Genomic DNA, 20000 nt, shown 5'->3' with positions numbered 1-20000 from the left:
ACGGTGGGGCACGAGGACCTCCCGGCGGGTGGTGCGAAGTTTCGTCGACTCACACCACGCCAGGAGGTCCTCCCCATTTCAAGATCATCCAGCTGTGTCGCCGTCACCAACGTCCATGGTCAGTACAGCTAGTCGGGGAGCGGCTCGGGCTGCGGCGCCACGACCGGGCCGGGGACGGCGCGTCCGGCCCACTGTTCGAGCTGGGCGACGAACCGCTCGGCGTGCACCGGCCAGTGGAACCGGGCCCGCGCCGTCTCGTAGCCGCGCTTGCCGAGCTCGGTGCGCAGCTCGGCGTCGTCGCGCAGCCGCCGCAGCGCGTCGGCCGCGGCGGCCGGGTCGCCGAACGGGACGACGAACCCGCACCCGGCCGGTTCGACGATCTCCACCGCGGGCGGGTTGGGCGTGGTGATCACCGGGATGCCGCGGGCCATGTACTCCACGACCTTGGTCGGCATCGAGTGCCGGTAGTTCGGCTCGTCGTGCAGCAGCGCCAGCCCGGCCATGGCGCCCTCGGCGATGCGCAGCGCCCGGTCGTTGGGCACGAAGCCGTACCAGCGCAGCACGCCGTCGCGCTGGGCGTCGCGCAGCGCGGGCCGCACGTCGCCGTCGGCGGCGCCGATCAGTTCGACCATGACGCCCTCGGGGGCCAGCAGCCGGGCCATCTCGACCATGTCGAGCGCGCCCCGGGCGCGCGACAGGTGCCCGACGTAGACGGCGCGGTTGCCGTCCGGCGGGGGCGGCGGCACGTCCGACACGTAGGTGGTGTTGGGCACGACCGGGTGCTCGCTCCGGAACCGCGTCCGGTAGCCCTCCTCGGCCAGCAGCAGCCGGTGCCGGCGTTCGCTGCGCGCCTCCAGGCGCCGCACGGCGGGACGCAGCAGCGGCCGCACCGGCCCGGGCACCCAGCCCTTGGCGCTGAGGGCGGCGGCGGTGTCCTCGTGCACGTCCCACACCACCGTGCGCGCGCGCACCGAGCGGGGCAGGCCGACCAGCAGCTCCGGGTCGTGCAGCAGGATCACGTCGGCGTACGGGGCGTGCTCCTCCAGCGCCCGGTGCGCGGCGCGCAGCGCGCGGAGCCGGCGCCGCCCCACCGCGCGCGGCACGTCCACCGGGCTCACCCGCCGCCAGGGCGTCACGTTGCACGCGCGGAACGGCGCGATATAGGTGACCTCGTGACCGGCGTCGAGCAGTGCGCGGATCTGCCGGTGCAGAATCCTGGCATCCTCTGGGTGATGCACAATCGTGCAAACGCAGACCCGCATGGCATTCACTCCGGATCGGTGCCGACAATCGTCCATCGTCGAGTCTGTGCGGGCCAGGGAAATTGTGTGTTAATTCCGCCTTGCCGCGCGATGGCCGCCCCCGGTCGGCGCCCCGTCCCGCCGCCGGGACCGGCCGTTTCAGAGCAACTCGACGCTCTCGCGCCGGATGCCGCGGGTGCGGCCCCGGGTGTCGAACAAGGACCGTGCGTGCTCCGACAGCAGGGACGCCTCGTAGACCGAGTGGTCGGCCAGGACGATCACCAGGTCGGCGTCCTCCAGCGCGGCCGCCAGCTCCGCCCCGTCGCGGGAGGAGTCGGCATCGGCGCGCTGCCCGCCGTCCGGCCGCACCACCGGCGGCGGGCCGACGCGCGGCACCTCCGCACCGTCCACCCGCCACTCGGCCACGTACGGGTCGTGGAAGTGCAGCTCGGCGCCGAGCCGGGCCAGCCGCCGCGCCACCGGCCGGGCCGGCGACTCGCGCTGGTCGGCGACGTCGGCCTTGTAGGTGACGCCGAGCAGCAGCACCTTGGCGCCCTTGAGCGCGCGGCCCTGCTGGTTGAGCAGCTGCTGGGCGCGCTCGACGACGTACCGGGGCATCCGGTCGTTGATCTCCTGGGCCAGCTCCACGAACCGGAACGGGTAGCCCAGCGACCGCACCTTGTACGACAGGTAGTTCGGGTCGATGGGGATGCAGTGCCCGCCCACGCCCGGCCCGGGGCGGAACGCCTGGAAACCGAACGGCTTGGTGGCCGCGCAGTCGATCGCGTCCCACAGGTCGATGCCGAGCTCGTGGCAGAACACCGCCATCTCGTTCACCAGCGCGATGTTGACGTGCCGGTAGGTGTTCTCCAGCAGCTTGGCCATCTCGGCCTCGCGGGTGCCCTTGGCCTGCACGACCTTGTCGACGAACTTGCCGTAGAACGCCGCCGCGGCCGATGCGCACGCCGGGGTCAGCCCGCCCACGATCTTGGGGGTGTTGCGCACCCCGTAGACCGGGTTGCCGGGGTCGATCCGCTCGGGGGAGAACGCCAGGTGGAAGTCCTCGCCCGCGGTCAGCCCGGAGGTCTCCAGGATGGGTCGCACCACCTCCTCGGTGGTGCCCGGGTACGTGGTGGACTCCAGTACCACCAGCATGCCCGGCTCCAGGTGCCGCGCCACGGCCTCGGTGGCGCCGCGCACCGCGGTCAGGTCCGGGCCGCCCTCCTCCGACAGCGGGGTCGGCACGCAGATCACCACGGTGCGGGCGCCGTCCAGGACGTCTTCGTCCGAGCTCGGCCGGAAGCCGGCCGCCAGCATCTGCTCGACCTCGGCGGCCGACACGTCGTCGACGTGCGACAGCCCCGCCTTCAGTCCGGCGATGACCCGCGGGTCGCGGTCCAGCCCGCCGACCCGCAGGCCGGCCCGGCTGGCCTCGCGCACCAGCGGCAGCCCGACATAGCCGAGTCCGATGACCACCAGATCCACCCGGCGGCTCCCTTCACGCGTGTTCACGGCGCCGGAACGGCCGCACCTGCCTCACGGGAACCCATGGCGCGGGCACCCGGTGTCACAGCGATCGCTGTCACGTCGTCCGCTGTCACGTCGTCCGCGGCGGGACCGGATAGGCAGCCCGGTACCGGTCCGCCACGGCTCGCCAGGTACGTTCCGCCCGGACCCATTCCCGAGCGGACTGTCCGATTTTCCGGCGTTGTTCGGGACTGTAAATGAGCTGGGACAGTGCATCCGCCCACGCCTCCGGGTCTTCCGGAACTGTTAACGTCCCGGTCACGCCCGGTTCCACGATTTCACGCAAAGCCTTGACATCACTTGCTATTACGGGAATTCCTCCGGCCATCGCCTCCACGGGCTTGAGGGGCGTGACCAACTGGCAGACGCGGTCGGCCCGCCGGGGAACCGCGAACACATCGAGGACCGCGTGATACCGACGTACCGACGACATCGGCACCCTGCCGGGGAACACCGCGCGCACGCCGCGCTCGGCGGCGCGCCGCTCCAGCGCACCGCGCTCCGGCCCGTCGCCGACCAGCAGCAGCGCGACGTCGGTGCCCCGGCCCTGCAGCAGCGCGGCCGCGTCGATCAGCGTGTCGATGCCCTCGTAGCCGTAGAACGACGAGGTCAGGCCGACCACCGGGACGTCGGTGCCGATGCCCAGCTCGGTGCGCAGCTCGGCGGCATCGGGCAGCGGCTGAAGGAACGTTTCGTCCACCCCGTTCGGCACCGTGATGATCTTCTCCGGGTCGACGCCCCGGTCGGCGATCTCGGCGCGCATCGCCTCGCCCAGCGTCACCACCACGTCGGCGGCGGCCATGCGGCGCGTCTCCAGCTCGCGGGTGAGCCGGTAGAAGTCGTCGGTCGCGCGGTGCGACGGGTCGCGCGACAGCCAGGAGTCCTCCAGAAAGCCCCGCACCTCGTACACCACCGGCAGGCCGCGGCGGCGGCCCAGCTCCAGCGCGACGGCCGCGTTGTGGTGGTCGCTCACCGCGTGCAGCACCGCCGGGCGCAGCTCGCGCACCAGCCGCTCCGCCAGGTCGGCGCCCTTGGCGACGGCCTTGACGGGCGTGCCGGGCGGCAGCCAGGGAAGCAGCCGGTGGTACGGCACCCCTTCCACCTCCACGTATCGGCGCAGGTCCGCGATCCCCTGGCTGAGCGGGTAGCCGAGCCGCGTCACCACGTGGGTGTCGTAGCCCATCGCCCGCTGCGCCAGGGCGATCCGGTGGGTGCGCACCGTGTACCCGGCGTTCGTGCGGGGCAGTGCGTTCGTCACGAACTGCAGGACGCATCCGGAATCGATGTTGACCTGGTTCGACCCTTTCTTAATCGAACTGGGGGTACGTCCGGAAATGTCGTGGTCGTCCGGGTCGTGGGCGAACGGGTCATGGTCGAGCAGCAGGCGCAGATCGGCGGACTCGCGCTGCGGATCGCGCGGCCGGGGCACCGCCAGCCGGCCGAGCCGGGTGCGCCGCAGCCGGTCGCCCGCCCCGGCCGGAAGCGCGCGCAGCAGCAGCCGCACGGCCAGCCGGGGCGCCCGGCGCGGGTCGGCGCGCAGCTGCCGCCAGGCGAGCCCGGGCAGGTAGACCGCCGCTTTCAGCGGCGGAAGCAGGAAATGTCGGATGAGCACGGCGGGCGAGCGTAAGCAACCCGGATGAACAGAAGGGAAATCGTGTTGGGGTCGATCGTTCATGTCCTGGGGGCCCGGCCGAACTTCGTCAAGGCCGCCCCGGTGATCGGGGCGCTGCGCGCCGCGAACGCCGAGCAGGCCGTGGTGCACACGGGCCAGCACTATGACGAGCGGATGTCGGAGATCTTCTTTCACGAGCTGGGTCTACCCGAACCCGACGTCAACCTCGGCGTCGGCTCGGGCAGCCACGCGGCGCAGACCGCCGCGCTGCTCACCGGCCTGGAGGGGGAGTTCACCAGCCGTTCACCCGCGCTCGTCATCGTGTACGGCGACGTGAACTCGACGATCGCCGCCGCCCTCGTCGCGGCCAAGCTGCACATCCCGATCGCCCACGTGGAGGCGGGGCTGCGCAGCTTCGACATGACCATGCCGGAGGAGGTGAACCGGCGCCTCACCGACCAGCTGTCGGACCTGTGCTTCGCCACCAGCCCCGAGGCCGTCGGGCACCTGGCCCGCGAGGGCGTCCCGGTGGAGCGGGTGCACCTGGTCGGCAACCCGATGATCGACACCCTGCTGGCCAACCTCGGCAAGTTCGACACCGCCAAGGTCCGGGCCGAGCACGGGCTGCCCGAGCGGTACGTGCTGGCCACCATGCACCGCCCCGCCAACGTGGACGCGCCGGAGACGGCCGCCGCGCTGGTCCGGCACCTGCACGGCGTCGCCGACCTGGCCGACGTGGTCATCCCGGTGCACCCGCGCGGCCGGGCCAACCTGATGGCCGCCGGGCTGGCCGACCACCCGGGCGTGCACGTGCTGGAGCCGCTGGGCTACATCGACTTCGTCGCGGCGGTGCGCGGCGCGGCGGCGGTCGTCACCGACTCCGGCGGCCTGCAGGAGGAGACCACGATCCTCGGGGTGCCGTGCCTGACCGTCCGGCCCAACACCGAGCGGCCGATCACGATCACCCACGGCACCAACCGGCTGGTCGGCTTTGCCGAGCTCGTCCCGGCGGCCCGCAAGGTGCTGGAGACGGGGCACGCCGACACCCCGCGCAAGCCGCCGCTGTGGGACGGCCAGGCCGGCCCCCGCATCGCCGACGTGATCATGGAGTATCTCGGTGACCGACCCGCGTGACGCCCGATCCGACACCCGATCCGCAGTCCCGCCGATGGCTGCATCCGCAGCGAAGGCCAACCGCCAGGTGGCCCGCCTCCGTGCACAACTGCGCGAGAGCCAGGCCCGCGTTCAGGAGCTGGAGCAGCGGCTGACCGCCCTGGAGACCTCGGCGGCGCTGCAGTTCGGCCGGCTCGTCGCCGGCGCGGCCCGCAACCCGCGGCGCCGCGCCCCGCGCCTGCCGCGCGAGCTGTACCGGCTGTGGAAGAAGCGCAACGCGCCCACGCCCGCCTCGGCCACCGCCACCGACGCCAAGAACCGCGTCGAGCTCGACCACGTCGACCGGGCCGAGGACCGGCTGCTGGTGGCGGCCCCCTACGACGGCCCGGTAATCGCCGGGATCCTCGGCCGGCCCGCCGCCGCGGCGTTGGCCGGGCACGCCAAGATCGTCTCGCTGTACCCGCACGACGCCGTCACTGCGCTGGAGACCGCCGACGTGGACATGCTCGTGGTGGACGCGGCGGCGGGCGAGCCCGGCGGCCCCTGGGCCTACCTCGGCATGCCCGGCATGTACGACCGCGAACGCGTCCTGCACGACACCCGCGAGCTGGCCCGCGTCCGCGGCCTGCCGCTGGTGCTGTGGGGCGAGGCGCCGCCGCCGGGCCTGGCGATCCTGGAGTGGGACGCCACCGTCACCGCGCCCGCGCGGCTCGCCGAGCTGGTCCCGACCTTCCAGCCCGCCTGACCGAAACGCAAACCGCCCGAAAGGAATGCCCGTGCCACCACGCGCGCTCGTGTACGGCGACGTCGATCTCAACCTGATCGACGGCTCGGCGATCTGGGCCCAGGGGATGGTGCAGTCGCTGGCCCGCGCCGGCTGCGCGGTGACCCTGGTGCTCAAGGCCCCGGTCCGCACCGGACGGCTGGTCGATCCGCTGCGCGCCCTGCCCGGCGTGACCGTGCGCAGCCCGCACGCCGAGGGGAAGGTCGAGGGAGACCGCGGCATGCCCGCCAAGCAGGTCGCCGCCGTCCTGGCCGAGATCGACGCCGAGGACCCGTTCGACCTGGTGGTGGTGCGGGGCCGGCGGCTGGCCGGCAAGCTCGCCGCCGGGCCGCTGGCGGGACGGCTGTGGACGTACCTGACCGACGTGCCACAGTCGGCGGGCGAGTTCGACCGGGCGGCCAAGGGCGAGCTGCGCCGCATCGCCGACGCGTCCCGGCTGCTGCTGTGCCAGACCGAGGAGCTGCGCTCGTTCCTGGAGAGCGCCGTCCCCGCCACGGCGGGCAAGAGCGTGCTGTTCCCGCCCGTCGTCGTGCTGCCGGACGGGCTGACGCCGCGCGACGCGCAGCCGCCGCGCGGCCGGGCGCTGCGGCTGGTCTACACGGGCAAGTTCGCGCCGCGCTGGAACACCTACGAGATGACGGGGCTGCCGCGCATGCTGGCGCTGCGCGGCGTGGACGCCGAGCTGCACATGGTCGGCGACAAGATCCACGACGACCCGAAGGACCCCGGCTTCTCCACCCGGATGCGCACCGCCCTGGAGACCGCCCAGGGCGTGGTGTGGCACGGCGGCCACCCGCGCGCCGAGGCGATGCGGATCACCGCCGAGTCCGACGTGGGCCTGTCGTGGCGGCACCCGGAGATGGACGCCAGCCTGGAGCTGTCCACCAAGGTGCTGGAGTGCGGGGCGCTGGGCGTGCCGGTGCTGCTCAACCGCACCCCGATGCACGAGCGGCTGTTCGGCGCCGACTACCCGCTGTTCGTGGCGTCCGAGACCGACGTGGTCGACGCGCTGGCGCTCATCGGCAAGAACCCCGACGTGTACGTGACGGCCGCCGAACGCTGCCGGGCCGCCGCCCGCGACTACACGCTCGACGCGGCCGCCGAACGGCTCCGCGGCTACCTGGAGCAGGCGTTCCCGGAACCGTCGCAGGCCGTGCTCGCCGCCGCCCGCCGGGCCGCCGGGAGCACCGGGGCCGCCGACGGGCGCAAGCTGCGCGTCGGCATCGCCGGGCACGACCTGAAGTTCTTCACCCGGCTGCTGGACTACCTGCGGTCCCGCCCCGACATGGAGATCCGCGTCGACCACTGGGCCGCGCTGAAGGTGCACGACCCCGACCGCAGCCGCGAACTCGTCGAGTGGGCCGACGTGGTCGTGTGCGAATGGTGCGGGCCCAACGCGCTGTGGTACGCCCAGCACAAGCGGCCCGGCCAGCGCCTGCTGGTGCGCCTGCACCGGTTCGAGCTGTACGCCAGGTGGCCGCGGCACCTGGACATCGACGCGGTCGACCAGGTGATCTGCGTCAGCCCGCACTACGCCCGGCTGACCCGCGAGACCACCGGCTGGCCCGCCCACAAGATCACCGTCGTGCCCAACTGGGTGGACGACGCCCAGCTCGACCGGCCCAAGCTGGCCGGCGCCGAGCACCACCTCGGCATGATCGGCATCGCGCCGTCCCGCAAGCGGCTCGACCTGGCGCTGGACGCCCTGGAGGAGCTGCGCCGCGACGACCCCCGGTTCACGCTGTTCGTCAAGTCCAAGCTGCCGTGGGAGTACTGGTGGATCTGGCAGCGCGACGAGGAGCGCGCCCACTACGAGCAGGTGTTCCGCCGCATCCGCCGCTCCCCGCTGCTGTCGGGCGGCGTGGTGTTCGACTCCTACGGCCGGGACGTGGCCGCATGGCTGCGCCGCATCGGGTTCGTGCTGTCCACCAGCGACGACGAGAGCTTCCACCTGGCCCCGGCCGAGGGCATGGCGTCCGGCGCGATCCCCGTGCTGCTGGGCTGGCCCGGCGCCGACACCATCTACGACACCCGCTGGATCCACGCCGACGCGTCGGCGATGGCCGCGTCGATCGCGGCGACGGTGCGCGACGGCCGCTGGGAGGCCGAAGGGCGGCTGGCCCGCGAGCAGGTCACCCGCGCCTACGGCCTGGCCGAGGTCTGCCGCCAGTGGACCGAGCTGCTGGCGGGCGTCCGCCCCTAGCGGCCGCCGGGCCGGGGAGCCGGGAACCGTGGCGCCAGGGGAGCTAGGAGCCGGGGAACAGCCGGTCGACGACGCGGGCGGAGGCCCGGCCGTCGTCCAGCGGGCAGAACCGCTCGACGAACGCGTCGTAGTTGTCCCGGTACTCCTTGGCGATCGGCTCGATGTCGCGGATCGCCTCGATCACCGCGTCGGAGGTCTCCAGCAGCGGACCCGGCGCCTCGGCCTGGAAGTCCAGGTAGAAGCCGCGCAGCCGGTCGCGGTAGTCGGCCAGGTCGTAGGTGAAGAACAGCATCGGCCGCCGGGTGTTGGCGTAGTCGAACATGACCGACGAGTAGTCCGTGATCAGCAGGTCGGAGATCAGGTACAGGTCGGTGATGTCGGGGTAGAGCGAGACGTCCATGACGAACTCGCCGTCCTCGGGCACCCCGTCCACGACGTTGCTGTGCAGCCGGACCAGCAGCACGTGGTCGTCGCCCAGCGCGGCCTTCGCCCGGTCCAGGTCCAGGCGCAGGTCGAACTTGTAGCGGCCCCGGCTGTAGTACTGGTCGTCGCGCCAGGTCGGCGCGTACAGCACGATCCGCTTGCCCGCGGGCACGCCCAGCCGGGCCCGCACCTGCGCCGCGATCCGGTCGGCCTCGGGGTGGTACAGCAGGTCGTTGCGCGGATACCCGGCCTCGATGATCTCGCCCTTGAACGAGAACGCGCGGCGGAAGATCTCGGTGCTGAACGGGTTGGGCGACAGCAGGTGCGTCCACTCCGGCAGCGCCGGCCCGGCCTGCGCCTCCTCGCCCTTGCCCTTCCCCTTCGACAGGGAGCGGTAGGCCTGCTTCATGCCGGGCGCGTAGGCGAAGTGCGCCTCTTTGACGTCCCGGCCGACCTTCTTCAGCGGCGTGCCGTGCCAGGTCTGCAGCACCACCTGGTCGGGGTGGCGCTGGAACCAGTCGCCGAGCCGGTGGTTGGTGATGATGTACCGGGAGCTGGCGATCGCCTCGTGCCACTCGCGGCCGTTGAGCCGCAGCGGGGTGAGCGTGTCGGGCAGCTCCACCTGCGCGTCGTTGACGACCCACAGCTGCTCCAGGTCGCCCGCCAGGCCGCGCGCCACCATCTCCAGGTGGATGGCCTTGGGGCTGTCGGAGTACTGGCGCCCGTTGAAGCAGGAGAACACCACCGCGTCGCGCAGCCCCTCCTTGGCCACCCGCTGGCGCGCCTCGGACCGCAGCGCCGTGGCGGCCGAACGCTCCTCGGGCGGGACGTCGCCGGACACCCGCACGACCAGGCCGACGCGCTGCAGCTCCAGCGCGTACCCGCGCCGCGCGACCTCCAGCGCCGGGGGCAGCGCGGACGACACCGCCGGGTCGGTGCGCACGGCCAGGGCGCGGCCGCCCGGGGTGCGGAACAGCACGTCCCACTGGCCCGCCCGCAGCGGCAGCACGCCCGCCACGCTCGGCACCGCCGCAGCCGGGATCTCGGCGCGCAGCACGCCGTCGTCGCCGCAAGTCACGCCGAACGCGTACTCCTTGCGGCGGCCCCGGCTGCGCAGCACGATCTCGCCGGTGCCGCCCGCCCGGTGCGTCCCGGCCAGCACCAGGGTGCCGTCGGGACGCCACGCGCACTCGGTGACCGTCAGCCGCGCCGTGCGCGACTGGACCCGCAGGTAGCCGGACGCGTCGCGGCCCGCATACAGCTCCCGGCGGCCGACCAGCCGCTCGATGCCGTCGACGCCCTCGGCCAGCACCAGCGGACGTCCGTTGAGCAGCACGGCCCAGTCGCAGGTGTCGTCGACGGCCCGCGGGTCGGTCAGCTCGTTCGGCTCGGGCAGCGGGACGCGCGCCACGAACCGGGTACCGACCACCGTGACCGGCACCGGCACGACCTCGTCGCCCATCGAAAGCGCCAGCTCGGCGGCACCGGCGCAGGCGCCCTCGACCGCCAGCTCGTCGCCGTCCCAGCGCAGCGACGTCGCCTTGGCGGTGACCGTCTCCACGTGGATGCGCAGGGTGCCGTCCACCACCTGCGGGACGATCCGCACGTCGTCGTCGACGTAGTGGTACGGCGGGCGGGCCGCGCTGCCGCTGGTGCCGCCGCGCAGCCGCGCCGACCGCAGCACGCCCGCGTTGAACACCACGGCCTCCACGTCCCAGGACCCGTCGGTCCAGGCGCCGCCGCGCCGCAGCTTCTTGGGGTCGAGGACGAACTCGAAACCGGTCCACGGCCCGGACTTCTTGCCGGGCTTGCGGGTCTGCCGGGCCCGCAGCGCCACGCGCCGCCGCCCCGACCGCAGCACCACGCTCTTCACCGACGTCCAGCGGCGCCGCATGCTGACCGAGTTGATGTACGCCTCGCCGGACACGAACAGCCGTCCGTCCCGCCAGGCGATCTCGTGGGTGCGGCTGCGCAGCGCCACTTCGGTGCGCGCCAGGTACACCTCGTCGGGGATGCCGAGGTTGTCGTCCTTCCAGTACGGGTGGACGACGTAGCGGCGCAGCCCGCTGCGCACGATGCTGGGATGCGGCTTGCCGCGCGCGTACCGCACCACCTTGACCAGTTCGGTGCGGCGCTCCCGGCCCGCCAGATGCCACTTCAGCCGGGTGATCGACGGCAGGTCGGCGAGCGTGTCGGGCTGCAGCCAGGACGCGTGCGCCGCCGCCTGCCGCACCACGGCGGCGCGCTCGTCGTCGGTGGCGTCGGGCAGCGCGTCCAGGAACGCCCGCAGCTCGCCGTTCAGCACCGACGCCAGGAAGGCACGGCGGTCGCGGGCCGACCAGCGGCCCTCCAGCGCGTCCAGCGCGGTGGCGACGGCGGTGAAGCCGTCGGCGACGGCCTGCGGCTCGGCGGTCGGCTGCGGCGCGGTCGGACGGGCGCGGCGCAGCACCACCTCGGGCAGCACGTCCACCGCCTCGGCCAGGTAGTACGCCTGCACCGCCACGGGCAGGTCGTCGTCGCGGTTGATGTCGGGGAAGGCCAGGGCGTGCCGGTCCCAGAACGTGCGGCGGAACAGCTTGGCGGTGATCACCCGGTCGTCCAGCAGGGCCGGATGCTTGCGCACGTGGGTGCGCGACAGCGCCGAGGCGAACGCCTCGCGGTGCCGCCGCGACGGCTGCGACCCGTGCTCCCGCCGCACCGACACATTGCCCGCCGCGAAGTCCGAGCCGCTGGCGGTGAGCGCGGAGTGCAGCGCGGCCAGCGCCCCCTCGGGCAGCACGTCGCCGTCGTCGGCGAACGCCAGGAACTCCCCGGAGGCCTCGGCGACGCCGATGCCGCGGGCCGCGCCGCGGCTCGGCGCCCCCCGGCGGATCACCCGGAACCGCTCGTCGGGCAGGTCGGCCTCGGCCGCCGCCCCGGTCCCGCCGTCGACCACCAGGACCTCCAGTGAGCCGTACGTCTGCGCGGCCAGCGACCGCAGCGTCTCGTTCAGCTCCGTGGCGGTGCCGTGCGCGAGGACGACGACGCTGATCCGGTGAGGCACCAAGGCGATCTCCTTCTGCCGGGGGGATGGCGGGGAGCCTATGGTGGCGGGAGTCTAGGGGGCTTCGGGCGGATTGGGCACCTGTTCGCCGAGGAATACGCGGCGGACCGTCCGCTCGGCGGCGTGCCCGTCGTCCCACGGGCAGAACCGGGCGCGGAACGCGGCGCGGGCCCGCACCGCCGACTCGTCCAGCCAGGGCGCACCGGTGCGGAACGTCTTGAGCAGCTCCTCCTCGTCGTACGCGACGGCGCCCGGCGGGAAGGCGGTGACGTCGAAGTTGGTGCCCCGGGTGAGCTGGTAAGTCTCCCAGTCGGGCACGAACAGCACGATCGGCCGGTCGGGCAGCACCGCGTAGTCGAACATGATCGACGAGTAGTCGGTGAGCAGCGCGTCGGAGGCGATGCACAGGTCCTCGACCGACCGGTGCGCCGACACGTCGATGACCCGCTCGGGGTCCCACTGGCCCGCGCCCGGCTTGTAGAAGTAGTGGGCGCGCATCAGCAGCACGTACTCGTCGCCGAGCTCGCGGGCGAACCGCCGGATGTCGAACGTGGGCCGGAACGAGCGCTGGTACTCGCGGTGCGTCGGCGTGTAGAGGACGGCCTTCTTGCCCTCGGGGATGCCCAGCTTGCGCCGCAGGTCGGCCTTCTCGGCGTCGGTGGCCCGCACCAGCCGGTCGTTGCGCGGGTAGCCGACCTCCAGCATCTCGTACTTGCAGGGGAAGCCGCGCTCCCACGCCTCGGTGGACAGCGGGTTGGACGACACCACGAAGTCCCACCGGTCCGCCCGGGAGATCATCAGCTTGAAGTCCATGCCCTTGGCGCTGGCCGGGTACTTCATCTGGTCCAGGCCCATGCTCTTGAGCGGGGTGCCGTGGTGGGTCATCACGTGCACCTGCCCGGGCCGCTTGACGATGTCGTCGGTCCAGTTGACGTTGTTGACGAAGTACTTGCCGCGGGCCATGACGCGCCAGAAGTCCTTCGACCCGCGCACCACGTAGTCCACGCCCTTGGGCACGGACTTGACGTTCTCGCGCTTGACCACCCACACGCCGTGCACGTCCGGCGCCAGCTCCCGCATCCTCTCGTAGATGGCGGCGGGGTTGCAGGCGTAGCCGCGGTACCAGTACGCGGCGAACACCGCCAGGTTCTCGTCGATGGGCATGCGCAGCTGCGCCTTGTAGTACTGGCGCAGGCCGGTGCGCTTGGCGACGTTGACGGCGGCGCGCTTGCGCTTGCGGAACATCGCCGTCGCGGCCTTGGCGGGCGTGCGGGACGGCGGCTTGCGGGTCAGCACCCGCTGGTAGCCCTTGTAGTCGTTCTTCTCGATGAGCTGGTACTTCTTGGCCGCCTGCTCGTCGCGGGGAAGCTCGTGCCCCGCGGGCCGGTACGCGGCGTAGGCCTGCGCCATGCGCTCGAAGTAGCGCGGGGCGTCGTCCTCGTGCAGCCGCTCGCCGCGCTCCAGGATCTTCTGCATGTGCCGCAGCGCCTGGTCGAACATCGGCGCCCGGAGCCGTTCGCCGTCTGCGCCCAGCGAGTCGAGGAACGCGAACACCCGGTCGTACTGGTCGAAGACGTCGAAGTGCTGGGCGCTGGTCGTGCGGGTGACCGGGCCGCGGCGCCGCTGCCGGTAGATGTAGCAGACCTGGTCGAGCAGGCTGATCCGCTCGGCCGCCAGCAGCACCGGGTAGGCGACGGTGACGTCCTCGTAGCGGCCGGCGCCGAACCGCAGCCCGAGGTCCACCAGGAACCGGCGGCGGATCACCCGGTTCCAGGCCGCCGCCGTCAGCGTCAGCACCGACGGCTGCTCGGCGCAGCCGAACACCTCGGCCCCGGACACCTCGCCGACGGAGGAGCGCTTGACCTTGCCGTGCCAGTACTCGCGGGCGTGGCCGAACAGCAGCACGTCAGGGCGGGTGTCGGCCAGCCGCTCCAGCACCGCGGAGACCGCGTCGGGGGTGAGGTAGTCGTCGCTGTCGACGAACCACACGTAGTCGCCGGTGGCCATGTCCAGACCCGTGTTGCGCGCCTCGCCCGGCCCGACGTTGCGCTCCAGGTGCCGCACCCGCACCCGCGGGTCGCGGGCGGCGTACTCGTCGAGGATCTGCCCGCAGTGGTCGGGGGAGGCGTCGTCCACCGCGATCACTTCGAGGTTCGGCGCGTCCGGCACCAGGATCGAGTCCAGGCACTGGCGCAGGTAGCCCTGCACCAGGTGAACGGGGACGACGACACTGAGCGAGACGGGCGCGCCCGGGCGCGCAGCGGCCTGTCCGTCTCCGATGTGAGCTGGGGTGTCTGCCATGGCTCCGAAAAGGTCTCGTCCTGGGGTCGGCCGGTAGAGGGGCTGTACGGACTTTAGTCGGTGTTTACCGGGCATACGCCGCCGATTCGATAGGACGCCGCCCACACCTGCGGGCATGGCGGCCGGGCGGGCCGTCCCCGGGCCCGCGGCGGGGACGCAGACGGCACCGGTAGACGACACCGGCAAACGCGGCGCGTCACGGCGGGGCGACGGATAGCCTGGTGAAGTTCTGCAGGTGACAGATTTGCGGACGCGCGGGGTGGGTGTGGAGCAAAGGCCGAAGGTGACCGTCGTCATGCCGGTCTACAACTGCCGGACGACGCTGCGGCGGGCGCTGGAGTCGGTGCAGGAGCAGTCACTGGGACGGTCGGCCGGCGCGGGCGCCATCGAGATCATCGCGGTCGACGACGGATCGACCGACGGCAGCGGCGAGGAACTGGACCGGATGGCGGCCACCCGGTCCGGGCTGACGGTGCTGCACCAGCCGAACTCCGGCGGCCCCGGTGCGCCGCGCAACGCCGGCATCGACCGGGCGTCCGGCGAATACGTGTTCTTCCTGGACGCCGACGACCACCTGGCCCCCGAGGCGCTGGAGCGCATGGTCGCCATGGCCGACGCCAACGGCACCGACGTGGTCGTCGGCCAGTACGTGGGCGTGGGCCGGCAGGCGCCGGTGTTCCCACGCGACCTGCCGCGCACCACCGTCGCCGAGACGCCGCTGCTCTACAACACCCTGTCGCCGCTGAAGCTGTTCCGCCGGTCGCTGCTGGAGCGGCTCGGGCTGCGGTTCGTGGAGAACCTGTACTCGCACGAGGACATGCTGTTCACCGCCCAGGCGTACTTCGGCGCCGACGGCATCTCGGTCGTGGCGGGCTACGACTGCTACCACTGGGTCGCCCGAGAGGACGGCACCAGCATCATCCAGCAGGGCGGCGCGCCCGCCGAGCAGTACTTCCCGGCCATCTCGGAGGTGATGAGCCACCTGGCGGCGCGGGTCGAGCCGGGCCCGCTGCGCGACCGGCTGATGCTGCGGCACTTCCGGCACGAGATCGCCACCCGGTTCGGCCCCCGCTACCGCGAGCTGCCGGAGGAGGAGCAGGCGCTCACCCGCGTCGGCGCCCGCCGGCTCGTCGACGCCTGGTACACGCCCGGCGTCGAGCACGGGCTGTGGCCCCGGTCCCGGCTGGTGATGCACTGCCTGCGGTACCGGCTGGACGACGTGCTCGCCGAGATCGTGGCGACCGACCCCGACGGCCCGCCGCCGCCCACCGTCGTGGACAAGGACAAGGCGTTCCTGGCCTACCCCCGGTTCCGCGACCCGGCCACGGCGCTGCCCGACCACCTGTACGACATCACCGACCGGATCGGCACCGAGAACCGGCTGACCGAGGTGTCCTGGACGCCGTCCGGCCTGCGCGTCGCCGGCCGCGCCGCGCTGTCGGGCGTCACCGAGCGGGTGGAGACGACCCTGCTGCTCAGGCGGCGGGGCGAGCCGGCCGGCGAGCGCCGCCTGCCCGTCCGCGCGCTGGGCTCCGACAGGTTCCGCGCCGACATCGACCTGACCGCCGACGACGCGCCGGACGACGGCGCCTGGGACCTGCACGTCGAGATGCGGGTGCAGGAGCTGACCGTGGTCCGCCGGCTTAGCCCGGACGACGGCCTGGAACCGCCCGAGCGGCGGCTGGTGCGCGGCGGCCGCGCGGTCGTGCCCGCCCACCGCGGGCAGGGCCTGGAGCTGCGGGTGGCCGCCGCGCACCCCGGCACCGCGATGACGCTGGAGAGCGCCGACTGGGCGGCGGACGGGGTGCTGCGGATCACCGGTCACGTGCCGAGCGCGCTGCCGTCCGGCCACCCGGTGGAGGCGTCCGCCGAGCTGCTGCGCCGCCAGGACGGCACGGTGGTGCCGGCGAAGGCGTGGGCGTCGTGCGTCCCCGAGGCTGTGAACCTGACGGCCGAGTTCGACCTGCGCGGCTGCGACCCGGGCCGGTGGACGCCCTGGGTGCGGTTCACCGTCGACGGCGTCACGATCCGGGTGCGCCCCCCGGCCCCGCCCGCTCTGCCGCGGCCCGGCCCGGCGGGCAGGCTGCGGCAGGCCGCGCCGTACCGCACCGAACGCGGCGGGCTGTCGGTGAAGATCACGCCGGCGCGGGCCGCGCAGGCCGCGCGGCGCTTCGCCCGCCGCCTGCGGGGCTGAGCGCCCCGGGGACGGCGGCGGTGCGCCGCGCGCCGTCCCCGTCTGTGCCGGCGCCTCCGGGCACGGTGCCGGGCCGCACGTTCTCGTACAGGGTCACGGTGCCGCCCTTGAACCGCCAGCGCTTCACCAGGCGGAAGACGCCGGACCGGCGGACCAGCCGCTCCTTGGCGCGGTCAGGGGCGTCGGGGGCCTTGGCGTTGCGGTGGACGTACCACAGGCGCCGCACGCCCGCCAGGCGCCGCGCCAGCTCGGCCGAGGAGACCTCCTCGCCGTCGATGGTGCCCGACTGCGTGCCCGTCCGCGCCAGGGCGATGTCGCGCAGCCCCGCGTAGGCGTCGGCGTAGGCGCTCATGGCGCGCCGGTAGTACTCCTGGTGGAACAGCAGCGCGTCGCCCGGCTGCTTGCCGGTCCGGATGATCGTGCTGAGCGTCCGCAGGTCGTCGGCGCGGGCGTCGGGCGCGCGGATCTGCCGGTGCGCCGGGACCATCGCCACGGCGAGCGCCGCCACCGCGGCCGCCGCGGCCCACGCGGGCAGCCGCCGCAGGCCCAGCGCGACCAGCAGCGCCAGCGCCGGGAAGCAGAACAGCACGTAGCGGAACAGGTACGTCGGTATGACGAACGAGACCGCCAGCAGCGCGGCCGGCGGCAGCGCCAGCCACGCCAGCAGCACCCAGCGCGTGTCGTCCTGCGCGTCGTGGACGGGACGCACGGTCGGGCGCCACAGCGCGACGGCCGCCAGCGCGAGGGTCGGCAGGATCAGCCGGCGCCCGCCCGCCAGCATGTCGAGCAGGTACCACAGGTCGTCGCGGCCGGGCCGGGTGATCCAGTTGACCTGCGCCCGCTGCGTGACCGACAGCAGCGCCAGCGGCAGCGCCGCCGCCAGCGCGCAGCCCGCCGCCACCGCCCAGCGCCGCAGGTCGCGCCGCGCCGCCACCGCGTGCGGCAGCACCAGCAAAAGCGAGAACAGGTGCAGCCACCCCATCAGCGCGACCATCGCGCCGTAGGCGGCCCAGGCCCGCCGCCCGCTGTCGTCGTCGCGCTGCTCCAGGGCGCGGACCAGCAGCAGCGTCGCCGCCACCGCCAGCGCCGTCACCCACGTGTACTGGCGGGCCTCCTGGGCGTACCGCGACATCGCCGGCGACACCGCGACCAGCAGCCCGGCGACCAGGCCCGTCCGCGCGTCCGCCAGCCGCAGCCCGAGCCACGCGGTGAGCCCCGACGCGGCCGCGGCGCCCAGCACCGACGGCAGCCGCACGGCCGTCTCCCCGGCGCCGAACACCGCCACCACCGGATGCATGAGCAGGTAGTACAGGCCGTGCACGGCGTCGATGTCGGCCAGCAGCCGCAGCGCGTCCCACGGCGGACGCCGCGCCACCCCGATCGTGACGGCCTCGTCCCGCCACAGCGCCGGCCGGGCCAGCGCCCACAGGCCCACCGCGAACGACAGCACCACGGGGAGCGCCACGGCGAGCACGTCGGCCCTGCGGAGATGCCCGGCGGCTCGTCCGATCGCACCCGCAGGCAGGACGCGCTTCGCCATGAAGACCCCCGTCCCCGTGCAAAGGTGGTCGTTTCGATCCTAGGCGGGAATCGCGTAAATGATCTCCGCCGTGTGCGGGCGGGCTATGCTTCGCGGGGGCGGTGCGGGGGGGTTCGCGTACCCGGCCGAATGCGGCCGTATGGATGGGGCCGAGTACGGCCGTATGGATGGGCCGGGTATAGCCGCATGGATGGGGCCGAGTACGGCCGCATGGACGGAAAGCGCGGAGCTGGAGTGAGCGACGAGGCCACCAACGTGCAGGGTACGAGCCGATCGACGCGTGGCCCGGCGCATCGGCTGCTGCGCGGTCTGGGCAGGGGTCTGCTCGGGCACGGCCTGTTCCTGGTCGTGCTGGCCGGAGCGGTCGTGATCCGCTGGATCGCGGTGCGGGGCTTCCCGTCGGTGCTGTGGTTCGGCGACTCCAACACCTATCTGGAAGGCGCGCTGCACTTCGAGCCGTCCCCGCTGCGGCCCGGCGGCTACTCGGTGTTCCTGTGGCTGCTCAAGCCGTTCCACAGCTTCCTGGTCGTGCTGGCGGCGCAGCACGCGCTGGGCGTGCTCACCGGCGTCATGGTGTACGCGCTGGTGTGGCGGGCGATCCGCGCCGCCTGGCCGCGCCGCGGCGTGTGGCTGCCGGGCCTGGTCGCGTCCCTGCTGTCGGTGCCGGTGCTGTACGACGCGTACCAGATCCAGCTCGAGCACATGCTCGTGTCGGACGGGCTGTTCACCTTCCTGCTCGCCGCCGGCATCACCGCGGCGCTGTGGAAGCCCCGCCGGATGAGCTGGTGGGCCGGGGCCCTGGCGGGCCTGCTGATCTCCGCCGCGGCGATGGTGCGGTCGGTGGGGCTGCCCATGCTGATCGTGTTGCTGGTGTGCATGCTGGTGATGCGCTCGGGCTGGCGGGCCATGGCCGCGACGGTCGCGGCGGCGGTGATCCCCGTCGCGCTCTACATGTCGTGGTTCCACGCCGCGCACGGCAAGTGGGCCATCACCACCACCGACCGCATCTGGCTGTACGGACGCACCGTCGACTTCGCCCGCTGCGACATCATCAAGCCCGACCCCGAGGTCGCGATCCTGTGCCGCGACCACCTGCCGCCCGTGCCCGGCACCGCACCGGCGTTCCAGGCGCTGTGGGGCGACGACTCGGGCTTCAAGAAGGTGCCCGGCTGGATGTACAACCCCAAGGCGAACGAACTGGCCGGGGAGTTCGCCATGGCCGCGATCACCAAGCAGCCCGGCGACTACGCCCGCGTGATCGTGCGCGACACGTTCCGCTCCTTCGAGTGGGAGCGCAAGCCCTACCCGCGCAAGAGCACCGTCGAGGAGTACGAGTTCCCGGTCGGCGCGGCGCTGCGGGACGACCACGCCCTGCGCGCCTACCCGTACGGCGGCAAGACGGCCCAGGCGCGCGTCGTGGAGCCTTACGGCGAATGGATGCGCGACTACCAGGACTGGGCGTTCGTGCGCGGCCCGTACCTGGGCGCCTTGATGGCGGTGGGGTTGCTGGGCGTGCTGGTGCGGGTGCGGCGGCTCGGCGGCGAGGTGCTGCTGCCGTGGTCGATCGCGCTGGCGCTGCTGGTCGTCCCGGCCGCCACCGCCGACTTCGACTACCGCTACGTCCTGCCCGCCATCCCGTTCGCCGCGCTCGCCGCGGGCCTGACCTTCGCCCGCCGGCCCCGCCCGGCCGTCACGCCCCCGGCCGCCGCCGAGGCGGCGTCGCCCGAGCCCGGCGAACTGCCCGGCGCCTCCGAACCGGCGGAGCACCGCGAAAAAGTCGGCCAGTGAACGCCTTTCGGCGGCCCGACCACTTTATGAATTACTGAAAGTGTTTGCATGAACACTCTCCGCTGTCGCCATATCGGCGGACGCCGGTTGCGGCGGCGACGATCATCATCGCGGTAATCTTGCTTCTCTTTGCTGATCCGGAGGTATTTGCACAAGGAGCCTCGGGCATCCCCTTATTTGGCGAGAAATCGGGAAATGTCCGCCTCTCGCCAAGGTCGAAAACCCAGAGGG

Annotated in this window: 11 protein-coding genes; 5 read left to right on the top strand and 6 right to left on the bottom strand. The window is 73.1% G+C overall.

The annotated features are described in order from the left end of the window. Nucleotides 1–128 precede the first annotated feature (128 nt). The 3 genes from QSK22_RS03105 to QSK22_RS03095 form a co-directional block, all read right to left on the bottom strand. Nucleotides 129–1262 carry a glycosyltransferase family 4 protein gene (locus QSK22_RS03105; protein ID WP_285492364.1) on the bottom strand — a complete coding sequence of 378 codons (1134 nt, stop codon included), beginning with the start codon at nucleotides 1260–1262 and terminating at the stop codon, nucleotides 129–131. Nucleotides 1263–1400: 138 nt separating this feature from the next. Further along, nucleotides 1401–2726, bottom strand: a complete 1326-nt coding sequence (locus QSK22_RS03100; protein ID WP_285492363.1) for a nucleotide sugar dehydrogenase — start codon at nucleotides 2724–2726, stop codon at nucleotides 1401–1403. A 112-nt stretch (nucleotides 2727–2838) separates the two neighbouring features. Continuing rightward, a complete protein-coding gene (locus QSK22_RS03095; RefSeq protein WP_285492362.1) occupies nucleotides 2839–4380 on the bottom strand; it encodes a glycosyltransferase family 4 protein in 1542 nt (513 codons plus the stop codon). A gap of 24 nt (nucleotides 4381–4404) precedes the next feature. Here QSK22_RS03095 and wecB point away from each other — a divergent pair, with 24 nt between their 5' ends. Genes wecB through QSK22_RS03080 form a run of 3 tightly spaced genes read left to right on the top strand, consistent with a single transcriptional unit; the run spans nucleotide 4405 to nucleotide 8480 of the window. Beyond that, nucleotides 4405–5514 carry a non-hydrolyzing UDP-N-acetylglucosamine 2-epimerase gene (gene wecB, locus QSK22_RS03090; RefSeq protein ID WP_285492361.1) on the top strand — a complete coding sequence of 370 codons (1110 nt, stop codon included), beginning with the start codon at nucleotides 4405–4407 and terminating at the stop codon, nucleotides 5512–5514. A 34-nt stretch (nucleotides 5515–5548) separates the two neighbouring features. Next, a complete protein-coding gene (locus QSK22_RS03085) occupies nucleotides 5549–6238 on the top strand; it encodes a hypothetical protein (protein WP_285492360.1) in 690 nt (229 codons plus the stop codon). Between the two features lie 31 nt (nucleotides 6239–6269). Next, entirely contained in the window at nucleotides 6270–8480 is a 2211-nt protein-coding gene (locus QSK22_RS03080; RefSeq protein WP_502872257.1) for a glycosyltransferase, read from the top strand. 43 nt (nucleotides 8481–8523) lie between these two features. Here the strand turns inward: QSK22_RS03080 and QSK22_RS03075 are convergent, their stop codons facing one another. Beyond that, entirely contained in the window at nucleotides 8524–11946 is a 3423-nt protein-coding gene (locus QSK22_RS03075; RefSeq protein WP_285492358.1) for a bifunctional glycosyltransferase/CDP-glycerol:glycerophosphate glycerophosphotransferase, read from the bottom strand. A gap of 54 nt (nucleotides 11947–12000) precedes the next feature. After that, a complete protein-coding gene (locus QSK22_RS03070; protein WP_285492357.1) occupies nucleotides 12001–14247 on the bottom strand; it encodes a bifunctional glycosyltransferase/CDP-glycerol:glycerophosphate glycerophosphotransferase in 2247 nt (748 codons plus the stop codon). Between the two features lie 265 nt (nucleotides 14248–14512). Between QSK22_RS03070 and QSK22_RS03065 the strand changes: the two genes are divergently transcribed. Further along, complete coding sequence (locus tag QSK22_RS03065) at nucleotides 14513–16441, top strand: glycosyltransferase family 2 protein (RefSeq protein ID WP_285492356.1); 1929 nt, start codon at nucleotides 14513–14515, stop codon at nucleotides 16439–16441. Here the strand turns inward: QSK22_RS03065 and QSK22_RS03060 are convergent. Continuing rightward, the gene (locus QSK22_RS03060) at nucleotides 16383–17981 is read right to left on the bottom strand and encodes a glycosyltransferase family 39 protein (RefSeq protein ID WP_285492355.1); all 1599 of its coding nucleotides are present in this window, start codon (nucleotides 17979–17981) and stop codon (nucleotides 16383–16385) included. The two genes, QSK22_RS03065 and QSK22_RS03060, sit on opposite strands and share 59 nt — an antisense overlap. A 234-nt stretch (nucleotides 17982–18215) precedes the next feature. On the opposite strand from QSK22_RS03060, the gene QSK22_RS03055 reads away from it, so the two are divergent. After that, the gene (locus QSK22_RS03055; RefSeq protein ID WP_285492354.1) at nucleotides 18216–19769 is read left to right on the top strand and encodes a hypothetical protein; all 1554 of its coding nucleotides are present in this window, start codon (nucleotides 18216–18218) and stop codon (nucleotides 19767–19769) included. The last annotated feature ends 231 nt before the right edge of the window (nucleotides 19770–20000 follow it).

This window comes from Actinomadura sp. NBRC 104425, assembly GCF_030269545.1.
Lineage (GTDB): Bacteria > Actinomycetota > Actinomycetes > Streptosporangiales > Streptosporangiaceae > Spirillospora > Spirillospora keratinilytica.
Note: the sequence above shows the minus strand (reverse complement) of the source record. Positions and strands in the feature narration are given on the sequence as shown.